Annotated in this window: 19 protein-coding genes; 16 read left to right on the plus strand and 3 right to left on the minus strand. The window is 67.3% G+C overall.

From position 1 onward, the window contains the following. The first annotated feature begins 131 nt into the window (after positions 1-131). The 9 genes from rhaI to QRN07_RS04280 all read left to right on the plus strand — a co-directional run bounded on the left by rhaI (position 132) and on the right by QRN07_RS04280 (position 11,749). The gene (gene rhaI / locus QRN07_RS04240) at positions 132-1,298 is read left to right on the plus strand and encodes an L-rhamnose isomerase (protein WP_285240401.1); all 1,167 of its coding nucleotides are present in this window, start codon (positions 132-134) and stop codon (positions 1,296-1,298) included. Between the two features lie 6 nt (positions 1,299-1,304). Beyond that, the gene (locus QRN07_RS04245; protein WP_285240402.1) at positions 1,305-3,341 is read left to right on the plus strand and encodes a bifunctional aldolase/short-chain dehydrogenase; all 2,037 of its coding nucleotides are present in this window, start codon (positions 1,305-1,307) and stop codon (positions 3,339-3,341) included. Further along, positions 3,338-4,795, plus strand: coding sequence for a rhamnulokinase (locus QRN07_RS04250; protein ID WP_285240403.1), 1,458 nt, complete (start codon positions 3,338-3,340; stop codon positions 4,793-4,795). The genes QRN07_RS04245 and QRN07_RS04250 overlap by 4 nt, the downstream gene beginning before the upstream one ends. Before the next feature lie 101 nt (positions 4,796-4,896). After that, positions 4,897-7,395 (plus strand): glycosyl hydrolase family 95 catalytic domain-containing protein, encoded by a 2,499-nt coding sequence (locus QRN07_RS04255; protein WP_285240404.1) that lies wholly within the window; start codon positions 4,897-4,899, stop codon positions 7,393-7,395. A gap of 46 nt (positions 7,396-7,441) precedes the next feature. Next, complete coding sequence (locus tag QRN07_RS04260) at positions 7,442-8,461, plus strand: acetylxylan esterase (RefSeq protein WP_285240405.1); 1,020 nt, start codon at positions 7,442-7,444, stop codon at positions 8,459-8,461. Between the two features lie 119 nt (positions 8,462-8,580). After that, a complete protein-coding gene (locus QRN07_RS04265) occupies positions 8,581-9,660 on the plus strand; it encodes an Ig-like domain-containing protein (RefSeq protein WP_285240406.1) in 1,080 nt (359 codons plus the stop codon). Positions 9,661-9,988: 328 nt separating this feature from the next. Further along, entirely contained in the window at positions 9,989-11,104 is a 1,116-nt protein-coding gene (locus QRN07_RS04270; RefSeq protein ID WP_285240407.1) for a 3-deoxy-7-phosphoheptulonate synthase, read from the plus strand. A 144-nt stretch (positions 11,105-11,248) separates the two neighbouring features. Beyond that, positions 11,249-11,461, plus strand: coding sequence for a helix-turn-helix domain-containing protein (locus QRN07_RS04275; RefSeq protein ID WP_050686732.1), 213 nt, complete (start codon positions 11,249-11,251; stop codon positions 11,459-11,461). 189 nt (positions 11,462-11,650) lie between these two features. Next, entirely contained in the window at positions 11,651-11,749 is a 99-nt protein-coding gene (locus QRN07_RS04280; protein WP_003792170.1) for a 30S ribosomal protein bS22, read from the plus strand. Between the two features lie 121 nt (positions 11,750-11,870). Here the strand turns inward: QRN07_RS04280 and QRN07_RS04285 are convergent, their stop codons facing one another. Then, the gene (locus tag QRN07_RS04285; protein WP_285240408.1) at positions 11,871-12,689 is read right to left on the minus strand and encodes an HAD family hydrolase; all 819 of its coding nucleotides are present in this window, start codon (positions 12,687-12,689) and stop codon (positions 11,871-11,873) included. Between the two features lie 76 nt (positions 12,690-12,765). On the opposite strand from QRN07_RS04285, the gene QRN07_RS04290 reads away from it, so the two are divergent. Both QRN07_RS04290 and QRN07_RS04295 read left to right on the plus strand, forming a co-directional pair. Continuing rightward, entirely contained in the window at positions 12,766-13,020 is a 255-nt protein-coding gene (locus QRN07_RS04290; protein WP_285240409.1) for a glutaredoxin family protein, read from the plus strand. A gap of 102 nt (positions 13,021-13,122) precedes the next feature. Continuing rightward, positions 13,123-13,818 carry a redox-sensing transcriptional repressor Rex gene (locus tag QRN07_RS04295; RefSeq protein WP_056596524.1) on the plus strand — a complete coding sequence of 232 codons (696 nt, stop codon included), beginning with the start codon at positions 13,123-13,125 and terminating at the stop codon, positions 13,816-13,818. 51 nt (positions 13,819-13,869) lie between these two features. Here QRN07_RS04295 and QRN07_RS04300 read toward each other — a convergent pair whose 3' ends face one another. Both QRN07_RS04300 and QRN07_RS04305 read right to left on the minus strand, forming a co-directional pair. Continuing rightward, the gene (locus QRN07_RS04300) at positions 13,870-14,598 is read right to left on the minus strand and encodes a hypothetical protein (protein ID WP_050684435.1); all 729 of its coding nucleotides are present in this window, start codon (positions 14,596-14,598) and stop codon (positions 13,870-13,872) included. A gap of 243 nt (positions 14,599-14,841) precedes the next feature. Then, positions 14,842-15,390, minus strand: a complete 549-nt coding sequence (locus QRN07_RS04305) for a YceI family protein (RefSeq protein WP_050684436.1) — start codon at positions 15,388-15,390, stop codon at positions 14,842-14,844. Positions 15,391-15,587: 197 nt separating this feature from the next. Here QRN07_RS04305 and QRN07_RS04310 point away from each other — a divergent pair, with 197 nt between their 5' ends. The 5 genes from QRN07_RS04310 to ccsB are packed head-to-tail and all read left to right on the plus strand — an operon-like array spanning position 15,588 to position 20,489. Continuing rightward, positions 15,588-16,268 carry a histidine phosphatase family protein gene (locus QRN07_RS04310; RefSeq protein ID WP_285240410.1) on the plus strand — a complete coding sequence of 227 codons (681 nt, stop codon included), beginning with the start codon at positions 15,588-15,590 and terminating at the stop codon, positions 16,266-16,268. A 2-nt stretch (positions 16,269-16,270) separates the two neighbouring features. Further along, positions 16,271-16,906: a TlpA family protein disulfide reductase gene (locus tag QRN07_RS04315; RefSeq protein ID WP_502934775.1), complete on the plus strand. Its 636-nt coding sequence runs from the start codon at positions 16,271-16,273 to the stop codon at positions 16,904-16,906. A 12-nt stretch (positions 16,907-16,918) separates the two neighbouring features. Further along, positions 16,919-17,674: a cytochrome c biogenesis CcdA family protein gene (locus QRN07_RS04320; protein WP_050684438.1), complete on the plus strand. Its 756-nt coding sequence runs from the start codon at positions 16,919-16,921 to the stop codon at positions 17,672-17,674. Next, positions 17,674-19,401, plus strand: coding sequence for a cytochrome c biogenesis protein ResB (gene resB / locus QRN07_RS04325; protein WP_285240411.1), 1,728 nt, complete (start codon positions 17,674-17,676; stop codon positions 19,399-19,401). The genes QRN07_RS04320 and resB overlap by 1 nt, the downstream gene beginning before the upstream one ends. Further along, on the plus strand, positions 19,401-20,489 hold the full coding sequence (ccsB, locus tag QRN07_RS04330) for a c-type cytochrome biogenesis protein CcsB (RefSeq protein WP_285240412.1): 1,089 nt from the start codon (positions 19,401-19,403) through the stop codon (positions 20,487-20,489). Before resB ends, ccsB begins: the two co-directional genes overlap by 1 nt. The last annotated feature ends 101 nt before the right edge of the window (positions 20,490-20,590 follow it).

Below are 20,590 nucleotides of genomic sequence, written 5' to 3' on the forward strand. Positions count from 1 at the left end.
GCCCCAACCGGGCCGGCAGCCCCACCCGGCGGCCGCCCACCACAACCAGCCCGCCCGCGCCGCACCAATCGGCGCCGGCAGCGGGCCGTCACCAAAACCACACGCAACACCAGACACCGGAAAGATCCATCATGAATGACGTAGCAATGGCGCTGGGCAGGCTCGAGGAGCTTGCCATCGAGGTCCCGTCGTGGGCCTATGGAAATTCAGGCACCCGGTTCAAGGTGTTCGGCACCCCCGGCACGCCGCGGACGGTGCACGAGAAGCTCGCGGACGCGGCCAAGGTCCACGAACTGACGGGCCTGGCGCCCACCGTGGCCCTGCACATCCCCTGGGACAAGGTGGACGACTACGAGGCCCTCAAGGAATACGCCGCGGGCCTCGGTGTTGGCCTGGGCACCATCAACTCCAACACGTTCCAGGACGACGAATACAAGTTCGGCTCGCTGACCTCCTCCAACGAGGCCGTGCGACGCCGCGCCGTGGACCACCACCTGGACTGCATCGACGTCATGCACGCCACCGGGTCCAAGGACCTGAAGGTCTGGCTGGCTGACGGCACCAACTATCCGGGCCAGGACGACATGCGCGGCCGCCAGGACCGGCTGGCCGAGTCCCTGCAGGAAATCTACGCAGCCCTGGGCGAGGACCACCGCCTGGTGCTCGAGTACAAATTCTTCGAACCTGCCACCTACCACACCGACGTGCCCGACTGGGGAACCTCCTACGCGCAGACCCTGGCCCTGGGCGAGAAGGCATTTGTCTGCCTGGACACCGGCCACCACGCCCCCGGCACCAACATCGAATTCATCGTGATGCAGCTCCTGCGCCTGGGCAAGCTCGGTTCCTTCGACTTCAACTCGCGCTTCTACGCGGACGATGACCTGATTGTGGGAGCAGCGGATCCGTTCCAGCTCTTCCGCATCATGCACGAGGTCATCCGGGGCGGCGGCTTCGGCAAGGATTCCGCCGTGGCCCTCATGCTGGACCAGTGCCACAACCTGGAAGAGAAGATTCCGGGCCAGATCCGCTCGGTGCTCAACGTCCAGGAAATGACGGCCCGCGCCCTGCTGATCGACACCGCGGCGCTGACCGAAGCCCAGCGCGCCGGCGACGTCCTGGCCGCCAACGGCGTGTTCAACGACGCCTTCTACACCGACGTCCGGCCCATCCTGGCCGAATGGCGTGAATCCCGCGGCCTGCCCGCGGACCCGATGGCCGCCTTCAAGGCCAGCGGATACCAGAAAAAGATCAACGAGGACCGCGTGGGCGGCCAGCAATCCGGATGGGGCGCATAAACAGCCATGAGTAACAAGACTGTCGAAGACCTGATTTCCCGTTCCAACCGCCTCGGCGCCGATAAGCGGAACACCAACTTTGCCGGCGGCAACACCTCCGCCAAAGGCACCGAGAAGGATCCCGTCACCGGCGAGGACGTCCAGCTGCTCTGGGTCAAGGGCTCCGGTGGAGACCTGGGCACCCTGAAGGCCGGGAACCTTGCCGTGCTGCGCCTTGACCGGCTGAACGCCCTCAAGAACGTCTACCCCGGCGTCGAACGCGAAGACGAAATGGTGGCCGCCTTCGATTACTGCCTGCACGGCAAGGGCGGCGCCGCGCCCTCCATCGACACTGCCATGCACGGACTGGTGGACGCCGCACACGTTGACCACCTGCACCCGGACTCCGGCATTGCCATTGCCACCGCTGCGGACGGCGAGGCGATGACCACCAAGATCTTCGGCACCAAGGTGGTGTGGGTGCCCTGGCGCCGCCCCGGCTTCCAGCTGGGCCTGGACATCGCCGCCATCAAGGAGGCCAACCCGCAGGCCATCGGCACCATCCTGGGCGGCCACGGCATCACCGCGTGGGGCGAAACCAGCGAGGAAGCCGAAGCCAACTCGCTGTGGATCATCGAGCAGGCCGAGGCCTACATCAAGGACAACGGCACAGCCGAACCCTTCGGTGCAGCGCTGCCCGGCTACGCAGCCCTGCCGGAAGCAGAGCGGAAGGCCAAAGCCGCCGCCCTGGCACCCGTGATCCGCGGCCTGGCCTCCACCGACAAACCGCAGCTGGGGCACTTCAGCGATGACGCCGTCGTCCTTGACTTCCTCGCCGCAGCCGAACACCCGCGCCTGGGCGCCCTGGGCACGTCCTGCCCGGACCACTTCCTGCGCACCAAGGTCAAGCCGCTGGTCCTGGACCTGCCGGCCGACGCATCCATCGAGGACTCGATCGCCCGCCTGCACGAACTGCACGCGGACTACCGCGAGGACTACCAGGCCTACTACGACCGCCACGCCGACGAAAACAGCCCGGCACTGCGCGGCGCGGACCCGGCCATTGTGCTGGTTCCCGGGGTGGGCATGTTCAGCTTCGGCGCGAACAAGCAGACCGCCCGCGTGGCCGGGGAGTTCTACATCAACGCCATCAACGTGATGCGCGGTGCCGAGTCGATCTCCACCTACGCCCCGATCGAGGAATCCGAGAAGTTCCGGATCGAATACTGGGCGCTGGAGGAAGCCAAGCTGGCCCGCCTGCCCAAGCCGAAGTCGCACGCCACCCGCATCGCCCTGGTGACCGGAGCGGCGTCGGGCATCGGCAAGGCCATCGCCACCCGCCTCGCCGCGGAAGGCGCCTGCGTGGTCATTGCCGACCTGAACCTGGAGAACGCCGAAAAGGTGGCTGAGGAACTGGGCGGCCCGGACGTTGCCATCGGCGTCCAGGCGGACGTCACCAACGAAGCCCAGGTCGCGGCGGCAATCGACGCCGCGGTCCTGGCGTTCGGCGGCGTGGACCTGGTGGTGAACAACGCCGGCCTGTCCATCTCCAAGCCGCTGCTCGAAACCACCGAAAAGGACTGGGACCTCCAGCACAACGTGATGGCCAAGGGCTCCTTCCTGGTGGCCAAGGCCGCCGCAAAGGTCATGATTGCCCAGGGCCTGGGCGGGGACATCATCTACATCTCCTCGAAGAACTCCGTCTTCGCGGGCCCGAACAACATCGCCTACTCTGCCACCAAGGCGGACCAGGCGCACCAGGTCCGGCTGCTCGCAGCTGAACTGGGCGAGCACGGAATCCGCGTCAACGGCATCAACCCCGACGGTGTGGTCCGCGGCTCCGGGATCTTCGCCGGCGGCTGGGGCGCCAAGCGCGCCGCCGTGTATGGCGTGGACGAGGAAAAACTGGGCGAGTACTACGCCCAGCGCACCCTGCTCAAGCGCGAAGTCCTGCCTGAGCACGTGGCCAACGCCGCCGCCGTCCTCACCAGCAGCGAACTGTCCCACACCACCGGCCTGCACATCCCCGTGGATGCCGGTGTGGCAGCAGCCTTCCTGCGATGAGCACCAGGCCTGAAACCGGTGCCGGCGGCGGCGTGTTCGCCGCCGTCGACATCGGCGCTTCCTCCGGCCGGGTCATCCTGGGCCGGACCACCGGCGGCACCGTGGACCTTGAAGTGGTCCACCGGTTCCCCAACGGCGTGGTGGAGCTCGACGGCGGCCTCCGCTGGGATTTCGACGCCCTGTTCGCGGAGGTCCTCGCGGGGCTCGCTGCCGCGGCCACCGTGGCTGCGAGCCAGGACGAAACGATCACCAGCATCGGCATCGACACCTGGGCCGTGGACTACGGCCTGGTCAACGCCGCCGGCCAGCTGACGGCCCAGCCGTTCAGCTACCGGGATGACCGCAGCCGCGCCGCCGTCGCGCCCGTGCACGCAAAACTGGATCCGGCCCGCCTGTACGCCACAACCGGGCTGCAGTTCCTGCAGTTCAACACGCTGTACCAGCTGGCCACGGAACCGGACCTGACCGGGCTGCAGGCCCTGCTTATCCCGGACCTGATCGCCTTCCTCCTGACCGGGCAGCGGCGGACCGAAGCCACCAACGCCTCCACCACCGGCCTGTTCGACGCCGTGGCGGGGGAGTGGGCCACCGGGTTCCTGGCCGAGCTGGGCCTGCCCAAAAAGCTGTTCCCGCCCCTGGTCCAGCCAGGTGAAACCGTGGGGACGCTGCTGCCGGACGTCGCGGCCAACGTTGGCCTGCCGGCCACCACCACCGTGGTGGCTGTGGGCTCGCACGACACCGCTTCCGCCGTCGCCGCGGTCCCGGCCCAAGCGAAGGACTTCGCCTACATTTCCTCCGGGACATGGTCCCTGGTGGGGCTGGAGCTGGACTCGCCGGTGCTGACCGAGGCCAGCCGCGAGGCAAACTTCACCAACGAACGCGGCGTGGACGGCACCATCCGTTACCTGCGGAACATGGGCGGGCTGTGGCTGCTGAGTGAATGCCAGCGGTCCTGGGCTGCTGAAGGGTTCACGCAGGACCTGCCGGCGCTGCTCGCAGCCGCTGCGGCGCTGCCGTCCGGCGGCCCACAGGTCAACCCGGACGATCCCTACTTCATCGCGCCGGACAACATGCCTGCCCGGATCAGCTCGGCAGTTAAGGTCACCGGGGATATCCTGCCGGCGGATCCGGCGGCGGTCACCCGGTGCATCATGGACAGCCTGGCTGCGGGGTACGCCCGCACCATCCGCGACGCGGAACGGCTCGCGGCCCGCACCGTGGACGTGGTGCACGTGGTGGGCGGCGGATCCCAGAACGCCTTGCTCTGCCAGTTGACGGCGGATGCCACCGGCAAGCGCGTGGTGGCCGGCCCGGTCGAGGCCACGGCCCTGGGTAACGTCCTGGTCCAGGCCAGGGCTGCTGGCCAAGTGTCCGGCGGACTGGCGGACCTGCGGTCCCTTGTGGTGGGTTCGCACGCACTGCTGGAGTTCACCCCGGAGCTTGCCAGGCGATAACGCCCGTGCGGCGGGGTCCGGAACTCCGGGCCCTGCCGCAGGGTGGGATTTCCTGCCGGACCCCTTCTCTCCATCGATGTAATTGTCTAGGGTTGGATTCCGTGCGCACTGAACATTCCCTGACTTATGACTCGCCCGCAGCCGACTGGCTGGCAGCGCTGCCGCTGGGCAACGGACGCCTGGGAGCCATGGTTTTCGGCGGGGCGCCGGTCCCCGGGCAGCCCGGACTGGAGCACCGGTTCCAGCTCAATGACGGATCGGCCTGGTCCGGCTCCCCGCACAGCCAGGACCTCGGCCCTGCATTCAGCCGGGAATCAGCGGACGCCATCCTGGCCGCGGCGCGGGGGCAGATCAGCGCCGGTGATTTCGGGGCGGCCCACGAAACGATGAAGCAGCTGCAGCACCGCAACTCGCAGGCCTACCTTCCGTTCGCCGACTTTTTCCTGGCGGTCGCAGTTGCCGGCGATTCCGGGGCCCCCGCCGGCTACGGCCGCAGCCTGGACCTGGCCCGTGCCGTCAACAGCACCCGATACCAGCAGGCGGGCCACAACATCCGCATCGAGGCATTTGCGGCCCACCACCCCTCAGTCCTCGTGGTGACGGTGGAGTCCGGTGCGCCGCAGGGCCTGGACCTGGCACTCCGGCTCGATTCCCCGCTGCGCATCCTCCGGCGGACCGCGGCGGCAGGAACCGCGGCCATGGAACTGAAGCTGCCGTCCGGCGTCGCGCCTTCCCACGACGGCGGCGCCGTGGACTACTCCGATGATGATTCGCTCAGCCTCCAGGGCGCCGCCGTGATGTCCTGGGAACACGACGGCACCGACGCGGCGGCGGACGACGGCGGCCTGGCCGCCACCGGCGTCCACCGCGCCACGGTGTTCATCACCACCGAAACCACGTTCCACGGCCTCGGCCGGCAACCGCAGGGCACGGCGGCCGGCGCTGCCGACGCCGCCCGGGCACTGCTCGCCAGCGCAGCGGCAACCGGTCCGGCAGGATTACTGGAACGGCACGAAGCAAGCCACGCAGCCCTGTACGACAGCTGCAGCCTCACCCTTGACGTGCCCCCGTGGCAAGGCACCAACACGGCCGAGCGGCTGCTGGCCGCCAACCGGAATCCGGCCGGGCCGCTGGCGGCAGATCCCGGCCTGGCCGCGCTGCTGTTCAACTACGGCCGGTACCTGCTGATCTGCAGTTCCCGGGCGGGCCACCCGGGCTCGCGGCCGGGAACCGCCTGGCAGGGCACCCCCGCCAACCTGCAGGGCATCTGGAACGCCGAGCTGACCGCGCCGTGGAGCTCCAACTTCACCACCAACATCAACCTGCAGATGAACTACTGGGCCGCGGAACCCACGGGCCTGGCTGCCTGCGCGGAGCCCCTGTTCGCCCTCATTGAAGCCCTTCAGGTGACCGGGGCCCGCACGGCCAGGGAGTACTACGGCGCCGACGGCTGGGCGGTGCACCACAACTCGGATATCTGGGGGTACAGCAAACCGGTGGGGCACGGCAGGCATTCCCCGGAATGGTCCTACTGGCCCATGGCCGGGCTGTGGCTGGTCCGCCACCTGTGGGAGCACCTGCAGTTCGGGGCCGCCGGGCCCGGCTTCGCCCGGGACGCCGCCTGGCCCGCCGTCCGTGGCGCAGCAGCCTTCGCCCTGGACCTGCTGCTGGAGAACCCGGACGGGACGCTGGGCACCAGCCCGTCCACCTCGCCGGAAAACAGCTTCACCCTCCCCGGCGGCGGTGGCCGGGCTGCCGTCGCGGAGTCCTCCACCCTGGACCTGACGCTGATCCGGGACACCTTCCTGATGGTGGACGCCCTGGCGGCCGGGCTGGGCCAGCCGGACGACGCCGTTGCTGCCGCCGCCCGGCGTGCCCTGCCCCGGCTGCCGGAACCCGCGCCCGGGCGCAACGGCCGCCTGCGCGAATGGCTGGCCGACCCGGAAGAGTGGGAGCAGGACCACCGCCACGTCAGCCACCTCTACCTCGCCTACCCCGGCGATACACCGCTGGCACCGGAGCTCGAGGCGGCCGTCAAAGCCAGCCTCGACGGCCGCGGCGACGAATCCACCGGCTGGTCCCTGGCCTGGAAAATCCTCCTGCGGGCCCGGCTCCGGCAGCCGGAGAAGGTCAGCGACCTGTTCAGGTTGTACTTCCGGGACATGGCCGCCGAACGGTCGGGTCACAGCGGCGGGCTGTACCCGAACCTCTTCGGGGCCCACCCGCCGTTCCAGATCGACGGCAACTTCGGCTTTGTGGCCGGCGTGGCTGAGTGCCTGGTCCAGAGCCACCGGACCGCCGCCGGGGTGCAGGAAATCGAGCTGCTTCCAGCCCTTCCGGCCGAGCTTCCGGCCGGCAAAGCCAATCGGCTCCGCGCCCGCCCCGGGGTGGAAGTGGACCTCGAGTGGCGGGACGGCCGGCTGGCCGGGGCCACCCTTGCCGCCCAGCGCGAAGCCACCGTCCAGCTCCGGTCCGGGGACAAAATCCTGGCCCTCCGGCTGCTGCCCGGAGAGCCGGCCGCCATCACCGTCGGAGCCGGCGGCGGGCTGGCACTGAACACGGCGTCATCACGGCATGACGCTGCGCCCCAAACGACCTAGGATCAGCAGAAAACCACTTCCACCAGCAACAGGACCGGACCACCGCATGCCACTCTTTGACCTGCCCCTCGCCCAGCTGCGCAGCTACAGCAGCCACGTCACAGCACCGGATGACTTTGCGGCGTTCTGGGACGCCACCGTCGAGGAAACCAGGGCTTTCCCGCTGGCGCCAACGTTTGAACCCGTGGAGAACCACCTCACGGTCATCGACACCTTCGACGTCACGTTCGCAGGCTTCGGCGGCGCGCCCATCAAGGGCTGGCTGCACTTGCCGGCGCACCGCGACGCCGGAACCCGGCTGCCCGTGGTGGTGCACTACGTGGGCTACTCGGGCGGCCGCGGACTGGTCAACCAGGACACCCGCTGGGCGCAGGCCGGGTACGCCCACTTCATCATGGACACCCGGGGCCAGGGCTACGGCGGGACCCTGGGGGAAACACCGGACCCGCATCCCTCGGCAGGCGGAGTGGCCCACGCAGGCCTGATGACCCGCGGCATCGGGAACCGCGAGGACTACTACTACCGGCGTGTCTACATGGACGCCTTCCGTGCCGTGGAGGCTGCCCAGGCGCACCCCGCCGTCGACCCTGCCAAAGTGGTGCTGGCCGGCGTCAGCCAGGGCGGCGGCATTGTGGTGGCCGCTGCCGGGCTTGCGGCCGGCCGCCTGGACGGGGTCATCGCCGCCTTGCCGGATGTCCCGTTCCTGCAGGACTTCCCCCGCGCCATCGACATCACTCCGCGCGGGCCGTACCCGGAGATCGCCGCGTTCCTGGCCCGGCACCGGGACAGCTACGATTCCATCCTGGACGTGCTGCGCTACTTCGACGGCGTCAACCTGGCCCGCCTCGCCACCGCGCCGGCCCTTTATTCGGCGGCCCAGATGGATGACATCTGCCCGCCATCCACCGTGTTTGCCAGCTTCAACGCCTACGGCGCGGGGGAGCCGGGCGCGCCCGCGGCCGGCGTGGCCAAGGACATCGAGGTGTACAGGTTCAACAACCACGAGGGCGGCCAGGAGCACCACTGGATTAAGCAGCTGCAATTTCTCCACAAGATGCTGGCTTAGCCCTTCCTGTCCCTACCGCGCGGTGGGGGACGGGACTATCCTGTGCCTGTTGGCCACACCAGGCCTGCGGAGGTGCTGGGGCTTTCCGTGACATTTAGTCATCGGGAAAGTGAAACCACATGGACACAGCATCCAACGCCGCACCTCCAACAGCGGCACGCAGCCGGTTCCGGCGGGTTGGCATCATCGTGCCGGTCCTTGCGGCAATCACCATCGCGTTTGCAGGCCTGGCCGGGCCCGCGCAGGCTGCCGGAACCAGCTCCTACGGAACAGGCAGGGCGGAGGTCACGCTGAGCGCCAATGCGTTCGGGCTTCCCTTCGCGGACGCCCCGGTCCTGGTGGCGGCAGGCGTCGTTCCGGCCGCGCCAGGTACAGGTGTCCCGTCGGGAACCGTCAGCCTGTTGTCCGACGCCGATGGCACGGTGCTTGGCGTGGGGGACGTCGACACCGAAGAACCGTTCCTTGGGCTGGCGCTGATGGACTCGCCGGTCCTCGCCCTGGGAACGACCTTCTTCAAGGCCAGATACTCGGGGGACAGCACCTTCGTCCCCAAAACCATCAGGTTCTCGATTACTGCCATCAGCGGGCCGGGGACCAGGACGGCCATCACCGTTATGCCGGCTGGCACATCGGTGTTCGGTGCACCCGTTACCGTCACGGCGCGGGCCACGGCGCTCCCATCAGGGCCACTGACCGGAACGCCGCTGGGAAGCCTGGTGCTGATTGTCGACGGCGTCGAGGTCCAGGCCCAGGCCCCCGGACCGGGCTGGCAGTCGGTCTTCACCATCAACTACCTGCCCGCGGGCCAGCACGTGTTCACCGCAGAATTCAGGCACGCGGAGGGCGACTACTTCGGCTCAACCTCCGGGCCGGTGACCCACACCGTGACGCCTGCCCTTGCCGCGGTGAAGGGTGAGTTCCACAGCTCGCACCACGGCGACATCCGGCCGGGGACTGCTGTCACCGTCCAGGCCGTCATCATGCCGGCTGTTGGCGGCGGCGCAACGCCCACGGGGTGGGTGCAGTTCTATGACTGGAACACCAAGGTGGGCGCGCCGGTGAAACTGGTCAACGGCAAGGCCGGCTACACCCACACCTCGCTGCGCTACGGCAAACACGTCCTGCAAGCGAAATACCTCGGCTCCAGCACCTACCTGCCGGCGTTCACCCCGGCCAGGACGGTCACTGTGGTTGGTTAGGTGACCGTCGCCGGCCAGGTGCCGGCCGCCGTCGGACGATTCCTTGGCTTGTCCGCGCAGCAGGTCCTTCAAGGGCCGGTCCCGCGGACAAGCCTGGGACGGAGTGTGACGCCGGAATTTTGCGCTGCCCGCGCCGCCCGGTTAGGGTCTTGCCATGACTAACCGTTGGTATGCGTATTTTTCGTTGGCTCTGGAGGGGCCCGCGTCTAACTGACACGCATCCAACTTTCCTTCAGAGCCAACAGGGCAGAGACCATTCTCTGCCCTTCGCCATTTCCCGGCGGGTTCTGATTCTGGGCCCGCTTCCTCTCCCGGAACAGGACCCATCATGAGCACCGCATCAGCCGCCGCACCCGCAGCAAAATCCACGTCCAACCTGCGCGTCAGCGAATTCACTGCCCTCCCCACGCCCCAGGAGCTCATCGCCGAGCTGCCGCTGGACACCCGGGAAGCCACCGTGGTGGAACGCGGCCGCGACGAGGTCCGCGCCATCATGGACGGACTGGATGACCGCCTGCTGGTCATTGTGGGCCCCTGCTCCATTCACGATCCCAAAGCCGGGCTGGAATACGCCCGCCGGCTGGTCAGCCAGGCGGAGAAGCACAAAGCCGACCTGCTGATCGTCATGCGGACCTACTTCGAAAAGCCCCGCACCACCGTGGGCTGGAAGGGCCTGATCAACGACCCGCGCCTGGACGGCAGCCACGACATGGTCACCGGCCTGCGCGCCGCCCGGCATTTCCTCCAGCAGGTCACCGCGCTGGGCCTGCCCACGGCCACCGAATTCCTTGAGCCCATCAGCCCGCAGTACATGGCGGACCTCATCGCCTGGGGCGCCATCGGGGCGCGGACCACCGAAAGCCAGATCCACCGGCAGCTCGCTTCGGGGCTGTCCATGCCCATCGGGTTCAAAAACGGGACCGACGGCGACCTCCAGGTGGCCATCGACGCCTGCGGTGCCGCCGGGGCTGCCCAGGCCTTCCTGGGGATCGACGGCGACGGCCGGGCCGCGCTGGTGTCCACCGCCGGAAACCCCGACACCCATGTCATCCTCCGCGGCGGCCGGAAGGGCCCCAACTACTCCGCCGTGGACGTCCAGGCCGCCTCCGGCAAGCTGGCAGGCAAGGGCCTGAACCCGCGCCTGATCGTGGACGCAAGCCACGCCAACAGCGGCAAGAGCCACCACCGCCAGGCAGAGGTGGCCCTGGAAATCGGCGCCCAGCTCGAGGACGGCGGCCCGTCGGCACAGGCGATCGCCGGCGTGATGCTCGAAAGCTTCCTGGTGGGCGGCGCGCAGAACCTGGACGTTGCCGAACACCGCGCAGGGCGGGACGCGCTGGTCTACGGCCAGAGCGTCACCGACGCCTGCATGGACTGGGACGTCTCCGTGTCTGTCCTGGCCCAGCTGGCTGCCTCCGCACGGAAACGCCGGACGGCAAAATAAGCCGTCGCACTACTTTCACATCTGCCACAGGAACATCTACAGTATCTAAATAAGTGGTTGGTGGATGGGCTCAGCATCAAGAACACCGCATTGGCAAGTACCTGGGGTCTCTGTGTCCATCCGTCAGCAAAGGAAAATAGGGAAATGTCGGCAGAACAGAACTTCTCCAACGCGAAGTTCCTGACAGTGGCTGAAGTAGCCCAGGTCATGCGCGTCTCCAAAATGACCGTGTACCGGCTGGTGCACTCCGGTGAAATGCCGGCGGTGCGCTTCGGCCGGTCCTACCGGGTCCCCGAGAATGCCGTGGACCAGTACCTCAAGGGTGCTGTTGTCGACGGGCATACCGAAACCGCCTGAGGTTTTCAGCCTTAATGGGGCACCGTGAGCCTGTGGTGCGCTTTGTTGTCAGAAGCCGCCCCCGGAAAGCGGTACCCTGTTAAGGAACGTTTTACGTCATTGTTGGAATCTGTCGGTTGTGCAGTTCGTAGCTTTGTCCACGGACCATCCCAACAGACAGGTACTGCATCTAGTTTGTGAGGAACTTTCGTGGGTTCAGTTATTAAGAAGCGTCGCAAGCGTATGGCCAAGAAGAAGCACCGCAAGCTGCTTCGCAAGACCCGTCACCAGCGCCGCAATAAGAAGTAGAGATACTTCGTACAGCGTGGAAATGCCCGTCGCCTTCCAGGTGGCGGGCATTTTGCTGCCCTCTCCCAACTAGGTAGCAGTTGTTGTCGTTATGAGCGCTCATAACGACAACAACTGCCAGCTAGATGCGGGGGCCGCGGATCCGGGCGAAACCTTTCCACAGGCCGTAGACGGCGCCGCAGGCGGTTGCCACCTTCAGGCCGAAGGTCGCGGCGCGGCGGCCGGCGCGGAAGTCGTACACCGGCCAGTTGTTGTCCCGGGCGTGCCGCCGGAGCCGGGCGTCCGGGTTGATGGCCACCGGGTGCCCCACCAGGCTCAGCAGCGGGATGTCGTTGTAGGAGTCGCTGTAGGCCCAGCAGCGCGACAGGTCCAGGCCCTCGGCTTCCGCAATACCCCGGACGGCCACCGCTTTGGCGGAGCCGTGCAGGATGTCACCCACCAGGCGGCCCGTGTAAAGGCCGTCCGCCACTTCACCCACGGTGCCCAGGGCTCCGGTGAGTCCCAGCCGGGTGGAAATCACTGTGGCGACTTCGATGGGAGTGGCGGTCACCAGCCACACCCGCCTGCCCACCCGGAGGTGTTGCTGGGCCAGGGCCTTGGCCCCGGGCCAGATCCGGGAGGCGATCATCTCGTCATAGACTTCCTCGCCGAGCGCCTTGATGTCGGCAACACTGATGCCGGCGGCGAGGGTGAGGGCTGAATCGCGGACGGCATGGACGTCGTCGATGTTTTCGCCACGGGCAACAAACTTGAACTGCTTCCACGCCATGCCCGCGGCCTCCCGCAGCGTGAACGCCCCGCGCTGGTGCATCTTCCTGGCCACGTGGAACAGGCTGGCACCGCGCATCAGGGTGTTGTCCACGTCGAAGAACGCCGCCTCGCCCGGCTGCGGCGCAGCAACCGGGCTTGTGACGACGGCGACATATCTCTCCACGGGCATGGACTCGAGTCTAGTCAATCCGCAGGCCCGGCGGCGTCGCGTCACCGGGCAGCGTCAGCGGGGCTACGGTTAAGGCATGGCTGCACCCACCGTTGTCCTGATCACCAAAGCCGACTGCCACCTATGCGAGGAGGCCCGCCGCGCCGTGGGCAGGGTGGCCGCTGAACTGGGGCTGGAGTGGTCCGAGGAACAGGTGGACCAGCAGCCGGAACTCCGCGAGCGGTATGCCGAGGAGATTCCCGTGGTGCTGGTGGACGGGGTGCAGCGCGACTTCTGGAAAATTGATGAAAACCGGCTGGCCCGGCTCCTGCGGCGCGCGCTGGCGGAGTAGGGACCGCACGTGGCAGGCGGCCGGCCTTTGCGGGCAGGTGCTTTGTTGGCACTGGCGCCGGGGCTTTAGAGTGGAGTTCCAACGTGATGCAAGGAGGGGCTGGTGACTTCGCTGGACCCAACGCCCCAGGCTGTCCCGGACCTGCCGGACGCCTCGGCCAAGCAGATTCCCCCCGCGGCCGTGGCCCGGTTGACCATTTATCTGCGCGCCCTCAATACGCTCCTGGCTGACGGTGTGGAGCGGGTCTCCTCCGAGTCCCTGGCCGAGGCCTCCGGCGTCAGTTCAGCCACGCTGCGCAAGGACCTCTCCCATGTGGGTTCCTACGGCACCCGCGGTGTGGGCTACGAGGTGCAGTACCTCAGCCGCCACATTGCCGCCGCCCTGGGCCTGACCCACGACTGGAAAGTCGCAATCGTTGGTGCCGGCAACCTGGGCAAGGCATTGGCCAGGTATGGCGGGTTCGAGTCCCGCGGCTTTGACGTGGTGGCCATCTTCGATGCCGACCAGATGGTGGTGGGGAACGAGGTGGGCTGGCTGCGTGTCAGCGACGTGGCAGACCTTGAAGCCGTGCTGCAGCGCACGGGGGCGAACATGGTGGTGCTGGCTTTGCCGGCCGCCGTTGCCCAGGGCGTCTGCGACAGGGTGGTGGCGGCCGGAGTGAACAGTGTCCTCAGCTTCGCCCCCGTGATGCTGCAGGTCCCCGAGGGCGTCAACCTGCGAAAGGTGGACATGGCCACCGAACTGCAGATTCTTGCGTACCACGCACAGCGGGCGCAGGCCCCGGGTCAGACCGCCTAGGTTCCGGCGGTTCCGGGGCCCACGCCCGCAGGGGTGGTGGTTTCAGCCGGCTTAGCGGCCGTACGGGCTGCCGCCGTATGGGTTGGCAAACGGCTGCTGCTTCCGAAAGTAGGGCGCAGCCTTGGGCAGGTAAAGCAGCACGATTGCCACAATGCCGGCCACGGTGCCCAGGGTGCCGATGGAGGGGATGCCAAAGAGGCCGATGATGGACAGCGCCGCGAAGACGGTGCCCAGGATGCGGGCCCAGTTCTTGCCCTTGCGGACAAAGAAGGCCACCAGGAGGTACAGGGCAACGCCGATGATGGCGAAGACCACCAGGGAGCCGGTCATAAAGCCCTTGACGTCTTCATAGGAGACTCCGCTGCCCTCAAGCTGATCGTCGATGGGACCGCGCATTGCAGGATCATCCAGCTGGCCCAGGCCGGTGAACATCGAGATTACATAGATCACGGCCGAGGCGATGATGAGCCAGAAGGAGATGGTCACCAGCTGCGGAACGCCATTGGTGCCGGCATCCTCAGGCTGCCCGTACGGGGACTGCGCATAGGGCGACTGGCCGTACGGGGGCTGTCCGGCAGGCTGCTGGTTCCAGGCGGGAGCCTGCGGTGGGTTCTGGCCGAACTGCGGTGGGTTCTGGCCGTACTGCGGTGCGTCCTGGCCCGGCTGCTGGCCGTACTGCGGCGCATTTTGGCCGTACTGCGGTGCGTTTTCGCCATAGCGGGGCTGGCCGGGCTGCGGCTCGCCTGACTGCGGATCATTCGGGACGGGAGGAGTGCTCATGAAGCGGTCCTTTGCTCTCGGATTTCCAGGTGGGCTGCCGGGGGAGCGGACCTGGGCCGTACCCCCAGCATGGCTTCCTTCCACCGTACCCTTGCGGGTGCGCGTTATGGGTCATTCCTGGGAGGTATTCCGAGGGCCCGCGGGCTGCGCGGCCGGGGCGTTAAACGCCGAACCCCGGCACTGGACCTGACGGTCCGGTGCCGGGGTTCCGGGTACTGCCAGTCAGGCAGCGGGGGCGATCAGTTACGCGGCCGGAGCGATGAAGGCCAGTTCCAGGCTGATGGCAACCTTGTCGCTGACCAGGACGCCACCGGTCTCCAGGACGGCGTTCCAGGTGAGGCCGAAGTCCTTGCGGCTGATGGTGGTCTCGGCGGAGACGCCGGCGCGGGTGTTGCCGAACGGGTCAACGGCCACGCCGTTGAATTCGGTGTCCAGGGTGACCGGACGGGTAACGCCCTTGATGGTGAGGTCGCCGGCGAGTTCGTAGCTGTTGCCCTTGGCAACCAGGCCGTTGGAAACGAAGGAGATTTCCGGGAACTGCTCGACGTCGAAGAAGTCGCCGCCGCGGACGTGGCCGTCGCGGTTGGCGTCGCCGGAGTCGAAGCTGGCGGTCTTGATGGTGGCGTTAATCCGGGAATCGGCGACGTCCTCGGCCAGCTCAAGGGTGGCGGCTGCGTCGGTGAACTGGCCGCGGACCTTGCTGATGCCTGCGTGCCGGACGGTGAAGCCGATCTCGCTGTGGGAGTTGTCGAGGGTCCAGGTGCCGGTGGTGATGTCTGCGGGAAGTGCCATGGTGTGCTCCTTGAGGTGTTATGCCGGGTTCGGTTCGCTGGGACTCGATAACTTGAAGTCTCAACTAACTGCTGCATCCAGTATAAACATGCATTTGCATGTTTTGTTCCCTCCTGCGGAACATTTCTTCAAAAACTTAAGTTCTACTGGATGTAGAAGATTTCGGATCGCACGCCATCTTTGAGAAACTGGTAAACATGCCCCAAGCCACTGTCCATCTGCTCCGCCACGGCGAGGTCCATAATCCTGATGGCGTCCTGTACGGCAGGCTGCCCGAATTCCACCTGTCCCGGCTGGGCCAGGAGATGGCCCAGCTGCTGGCGGAATACTTCCGGGAACGGGCCGCCGCCGGTGCCCGCATCACCTACCTGGCAGCGTCACCGCTGGTCAGGGCCCAGGAAACCGCCGCGCCCACGGCTGACGCCCTGCACCTGCCGGTCCATACGGACAGCCGGATCATCGAGGCCCAGAACTACTTCGAGGGCATGAAGGTCAGCAAGGCGGAGCTTCGCCGGCCCCGGCACTGGCCGCACCTGGTCAACCCGCTGCGGCCCTCCTGGGGCGAACCGTACAAGGAGCAGGCCGCCCGGATGATGGCCGCCATCCAGGACGCCAGGCTCCAGGCCATCAGCCTGGCTGCAGGCGATTTCGGAGCTGACGGCCCCGAGGCCATCATGGTCAGCCACCAGCTCCCCATCTGGGCCACGCGGCTCAGCGCGGAAGGCCGCCGGCTGTGGCACGATCCACGCAAGCGCGAATGCACGCTCACGTCGGTGACCTCCCTGGTGTTCGACGACGGCGGGAACCTTGCGGACGTCCGTTACAGCGAGCCCGCTGCCGCACTCCTCCCCGGTGCGGCCAGCACCCCGGGAGCCTGACCATGGCCCGGAACATCGACCGGGGGACCGGCAACCTGCCCCTCACCTCGCGCCGCAGCATGCTGGTCACCGGCGGCCTGGCACTGACGGCCCTGACAGTTGGCCTTTCCGGCTGCGCCCAGGAGGACGCCCTGGCCAAGCAGGCCAAGGCAGGGGACAACAAAAACTACGTGGCCGGTGACGGCTCCGTCACCGAATTCGCCGCCGCGGACCGCAAATCCGCCATCCAGGTCAGCGGCACCCTGTTCAACGGCACCGACGTGGCACCCGCCGATTTCCAGGGCCAGGTCACGGTGCTGAACTTCTGGTTCGCAGCCTGCGCGCCGTGCCGCGTCGAGGCGCCGCTCCTGGAGGAACTGCACCTGGAGTTCAAGGACCAGGGCGTCCAGTTCTTCGGCGTGAACCTCCGGGACGAGAAAGCCACGGCTGAAGCGTTCGACAAGACGTTCAACCTCACCTACCCCAGCTTCGACGACAAGGACGGCGGCGTGCTGCTGGCCGTCTCGGGGCTGGTCCCTCCCGGCGCGGTCCCCACCACCCTGGTCCTGGACAAGCAGGGCCGGGTGGCTTCCCGCGTCCTTGGCGAGATCCAAAAAGGCACGCTGAAAGCCCTCATTACCGCCGCCGTGGCAGAGTAGCCCCGGGCGCCCGTGAACAGCCCCTTCGCTGAAACCATCCTCAACGGCTCGCTGCTGCTGGCCATCCCGGTGGCGCTCCTGGCCGGCCTGGTGTCTTTCCTCTCACCGTGCGTACTGCCCCTGGTGCCCGGCTACCTGGGATACGTGACCGGGCTCAGCGGCGTTGACCTGCAGAAGCAGAAACGCGGCCGGATGTTCGCCGGAATCGGGCTCTTCGTCCTGGGCTTCTCCGTGATCTTTGTCCTGCTGGGCGGCGCGTTCGGCCAGCTGGGCACCCTGATTACCGGCTCGCAGAATGCCTGGATCACGCAGCTGCTGGGCCTCCTGGTGATCATCATGGGTGTGGTCTTTATGGGTGGCCTCGGCTGGCTGCAGCGCGACGCCAAGATCCATGCCAAGCCGCCCGCCGGTCTTTGGGGCGCCCCGTTGCTGGGGCTGACCTTCGGACTGGGCTGGGCGCCGTGCATCGGCCCCACGTACTCCGCAGTGCAGCTGCTGAGCCTGTCCGGCGGCTCCTCCGCCGCCAAGGGCGCCTTCCTGGCCTTTGTGTACAGCCTGGGCCTGGGCATCCCCTTCCTCCTGATCGCCCTCGCGGTCCGCCGGGGGATGGGTGTGATGTCCTTCTTCCGCAAGCACCGCCTGGCCATCCAGCGGACCGGCGGCGGCATCCTGGTGCTGCTGGGCATCCTGATGGCCAGCGGTGTCTGGGGAACCTGGGTGACCGGGCTGCAGTACTGGTTCCAAACCGATGTGAAGTTGCCGATCTGATGAGCGAGCGTGTGAAGGTAAAAAAGAAATCCCCGGCCCCCGTCGCCGCCGCGAAAGCGGACGCGGCGCTGCCAGCCCTCGGGATCAAAGGTATGCTCCGCTGGGCATGGACCCAGCTGACCAGCATGCGCACGGCGCTGTTCCTGCTGCTGCTCCTGGCTGTTGCCGCGGTGCCGGGTTCCCTGTTCCCGCAGCGCCCCGCGAACCCCTCGATCGTCACGCAGTACATCAAGGACAACCCGGACTACGGCAAGGTGCTTGATGCGCTGCAGCTCTACGATGTGTATTCCTCCGCGTGGTTCTCGGCGATCTACCTGCTGCTTTTTGTCTCCCTGATCGGCTGCGTGGTGCCCCGCGCCATCGCCCACTTCAAGGCGATGCGGTCGCAACCGCCGCGGACCCCCAAACGTCTCTCCCGCCTCCCCGAGTACGGCACCCTGGTGATACCGGCCGACGCCGGGATCCCGGCGTCGGACGCCATCAACGGCGCCGCCGGGCTGCTCCGGAAGCGCGGCTACCGCGTGGACGTCCGGGACGCGGACGGCGCGCGGCCTTCGATCGGTGCCGAACGCGGCTTCGCCAAGGAGGTGGGCAACCTCATCTTCCACACCTCGCTGATCGGTGTCCTGGTCTCCGTGGCGCTGGGCGGCCTGTTCGGCTACAGCGGCCAGCGCATCCTGGTGGAGGGTGACACGTTTGTGAACACGCTGGTGGGCTACGACCAGTTCACCCCCGGCACCAACTTCCAGTCCGGGCAGCTGGAACCGTACTCCATCCAGCTGAACAAGTTCGACATCACCTTCGACCGGGAATCCCAGGGTAAGTTCGGCCAGCCCATCGACTTTTCGGCGGCTGTCACCACCAAGGAAAACCCGGACGCCCCCGCCCGGGACGAGACCCTCAAAGTCAACGACCCCATCACCCTGGGCGGCACCAGCATCTACCTCACCGGTAACGGCTACGCCCCCGTGGTGACCGTCCGCGACGGTGACGGCAACGTGTCCATGCAGGGCCCGGTGGTGGCCAAGCTCCAGGGCGACAACTACTACTCCTCCGTGGTGATCAAGGTTCCCGACGCCGCCCCGGACCAGCTGGGCTTTGTGGGCTTCTTCCTGCCCACCGCGTTCATCACTCCGGAAGGCGTCTCCTTCAGCGCCGACCCCGAACTCTTCAACCCGCAGCTGACGCTGAACTCCTACTACGGGGACCTGGGACTGGACAACGGGGCACCGCAGAACGTCTTCGAACTCGACGTTGAGGACCTCACGCCGCTCAACGCCCGGAACCTCGACGCCGGCGGCATCACCCTCACCCCCGGCGCCTCCTACACCCTTCCGGACGGTAAGGGCAGCATCAGCTTCGACGGCGTCAAGCGCTACATCGGCGTGGACATCCACCACAACCCCGGCCAGGCCTACGCCCTGGCGTTCGCGCTGCTGGCTGTCGCCGGGCTTATCCTGTCCCTCTACATCAACCGGCGCCGCGTCTGGGTCCGGACCGGGACCCATGAGGACGGCCGGACCATGGTGGAATACGGCCTCCTGGCCCGCGGCGAGGACCACCGGCTGGCCGCCGAAGCGGCAGCCCTGAAGGGGCTGTTCGCCACCGAATGGCAGCTGGAACCCGAATCCCCGGACGCATCCCAGCAAACTCCCAGCAGCGAGCGCGATAATAACGCAGGCTCCCCCACCCCAGCTGGCCCCGCCGGGCCCGAGAAGGACCAGTAATGCCGTTCGGAATCAACGAGACCATGGGCCAGTACAGCGAGCTCTTTATGCTGCTGGCCGCTGGCACCTACACCATCGCGTTCATCGCGTTTGCCTGGGACCTGGCCAAAAGCAGCAAGGCCCTGCGCGCCATCGACCTGAAGGCCGCACAGGCCGAGTCGCCCACCAGGGTGCCGGTTGCGGCCGGGGCGGCGCAAGCCGGTTCCCGCTCCGACGCGTCGCATCTGGCCGGGCCTGCGGGCCGGGCCGAACGGCCGTCGTCGGCTGCATCCGCCGGAAACGGCGGCGGGGTCATCACCGCCGACGGCGACATGAAGTACGCCGCCGAGCGCCGCGCGCCCGCGCGTACTGCCGTGGCCCTGACCGTCCTGGGCGTCCTCATCCACGCCGCCGGCGTCATCACCCGCGCCCTGGGCGCCGGGCGGGTGCCCTGGGGCAACATGTACGAATTCCTGACCACCGGCGCGTTTGTGGCCGTGGCCGTCTTCCTGCTGGTGCTGATCCGCCGCGACCTGCGGTTCCTGGGCACCTTTGTGGTGGGCCTGGCCATCATCATGCTGGTGGCGGCATCCGTTGCCTACTTCACCCCGGTGGGGCACCTGGTGCCGGCCCTGCAGAGCTACTGGCTGATCATCCACGTCTCCATCGCGGTGCTCTCCTCCGCCCTCTTCACCCTGACGTTCGCCATGTCCGCGCTGCAACTGGTGCAGTCGCACCGGCAGAAGACCGTGGCTTCCGGCGGCGCGGACAAGCTGGGCTTCATGCGCCTGGTCCCGTCCGCGCTGAGCCTGGAAAACCTCTCCTACCGCATCAACGCCATCGCCTTCATCGGCTGGACCTTCACGCTGATGTTCGGTGCCATCTGGGCCGAGAAGGCCTGGGGCCGGTTCTGGGGCTGGGACACCAAGGAAGTCTGGACCTTTGTCATCTGGGTGGTCTACGCCGGCTACCTGCACGCACGCGCCACCAGGGGCTGGACCGGAACCCGGGCAGCCTGGCTCTCGATCGTTGGCTACCTGTGCGTGGTCTTCAACTTCACCATCGTGAACCAGTTCTTCAACGGCCTGCACTCCTACTCGGGGCTGTAAGGCACCTGCAACGCCCAGGAGGGGGCTGCAAACCACAACGGGCCCTGCCTGGCTGATTCAGCCAGGCAGGGCCCGTTGTGTGTTACCGGAGTTGCCGGTGT

This window comes from Pseudarthrobacter sp. MEB009 (assembly GCF_030208875.1).
Taxonomy (GTDB): Bacteria; Actinomycetota; Actinomycetes; order Actinomycetales; family Micrococcaceae; genus Arthrobacter.

Excerpts from the sequence above, each read along its gene's own strand:
- rhaI (WP_285240401.1), top strand. The coding sequence starts at position 132 with ATGAATGACGTAGCAATGGCGCTGGGCAGGCTCGAGGAGCTTGCCATC.
- QRN07_RS04245 (WP_285240402.1), top strand. The coding sequence starts at position 1,305 with ATGAGTAACAAGACTGTCGAAGACCTGATTTCCCGTTCCAACCGCCTC.
- QRN07_RS04250 (WP_285240403.1), top strand. The coding sequence starts at position 3,338 with ATGAGCACCAGGCCTGAAACCGGTGCCGGCGGCGGCGTGTTCGCCGCC.
- QRN07_RS04260 (WP_285240405.1), top strand. The coding sequence starts at position 7,442 with ATGCCACTCTTTGACCTGCCCCTCGCCCAGCTGCGCAGCTACAGCAGC.
- QRN07_RS04265 (WP_285240406.1), top strand. The coding sequence starts at position 8,581 with ATGGACACAGCATCCAACGCCGCACCTCCAACAGCGGCACGCAGCCGG.
- QRN07_RS04270 (WP_285240407.1), top strand. The coding sequence starts at position 9,989 with ATGAGCACCGCATCAGCCGCCGCACCCGCAGCAAAATCCACGTCCAAC.
- QRN07_RS04275 (WP_050686732.1), top strand. The coding sequence starts at position 11,249 with ATGTCGGCAGAACAGAACTTCTCCAACGCGAAGTTCCTGACAGTGGCT.
- QRN07_RS04285 (WP_285240408.1), bottom strand. The coding sequence starts at position 12,689 with ATGCCCGTGGAGAGATATGTCGCCGTCGTCACAAGCCCGGTTGCTGCG.
- QRN07_RS04290 (WP_285240409.1), top strand. The coding sequence starts at position 12,766 with ATGGCTGCACCCACCGTTGTCCTGATCACCAAAGCCGACTGCCACCTA.
- QRN07_RS04300 (WP_050684435.1), bottom strand. The coding sequence starts at position 14,598 with ATGAGCACTCCTCCCGTCCCGAATGATCCGCAGTCAGGCGAGCCGCAG.
- QRN07_RS04305 (WP_050684436.1), bottom strand. The coding sequence starts at position 15,390 with ATGGCACTTCCCGCAGACATCACCACCGGCACCTGGACCCTCGACAAC.
- QRN07_RS04310 (WP_285240410.1), top strand. The coding sequence starts at position 15,588 with ATGCCCCAAGCCACTGTCCATCTGCTCCGCCACGGCGAGGTCCATAAT.
- QRN07_RS04315 (WP_502934775.1), top strand. The coding sequence starts at position 16,271 with ATGGCCCGGAACATCGACCGGGGGACCGGCAACCTGCCCCTCACCTCG.
- resB (WP_285240411.1), top strand. The coding sequence starts at position 17,674 with ATGAGCGAGCGTGTGAAGGTAAAAAAGAAATCCCCGGCCCCCGTCGCC.
- ccsB (WP_285240412.1), top strand. The coding sequence starts at position 19,401 with ATGCCGTTCGGAATCAACGAGACCATGGGCCAGTACAGCGAGCTCTTT.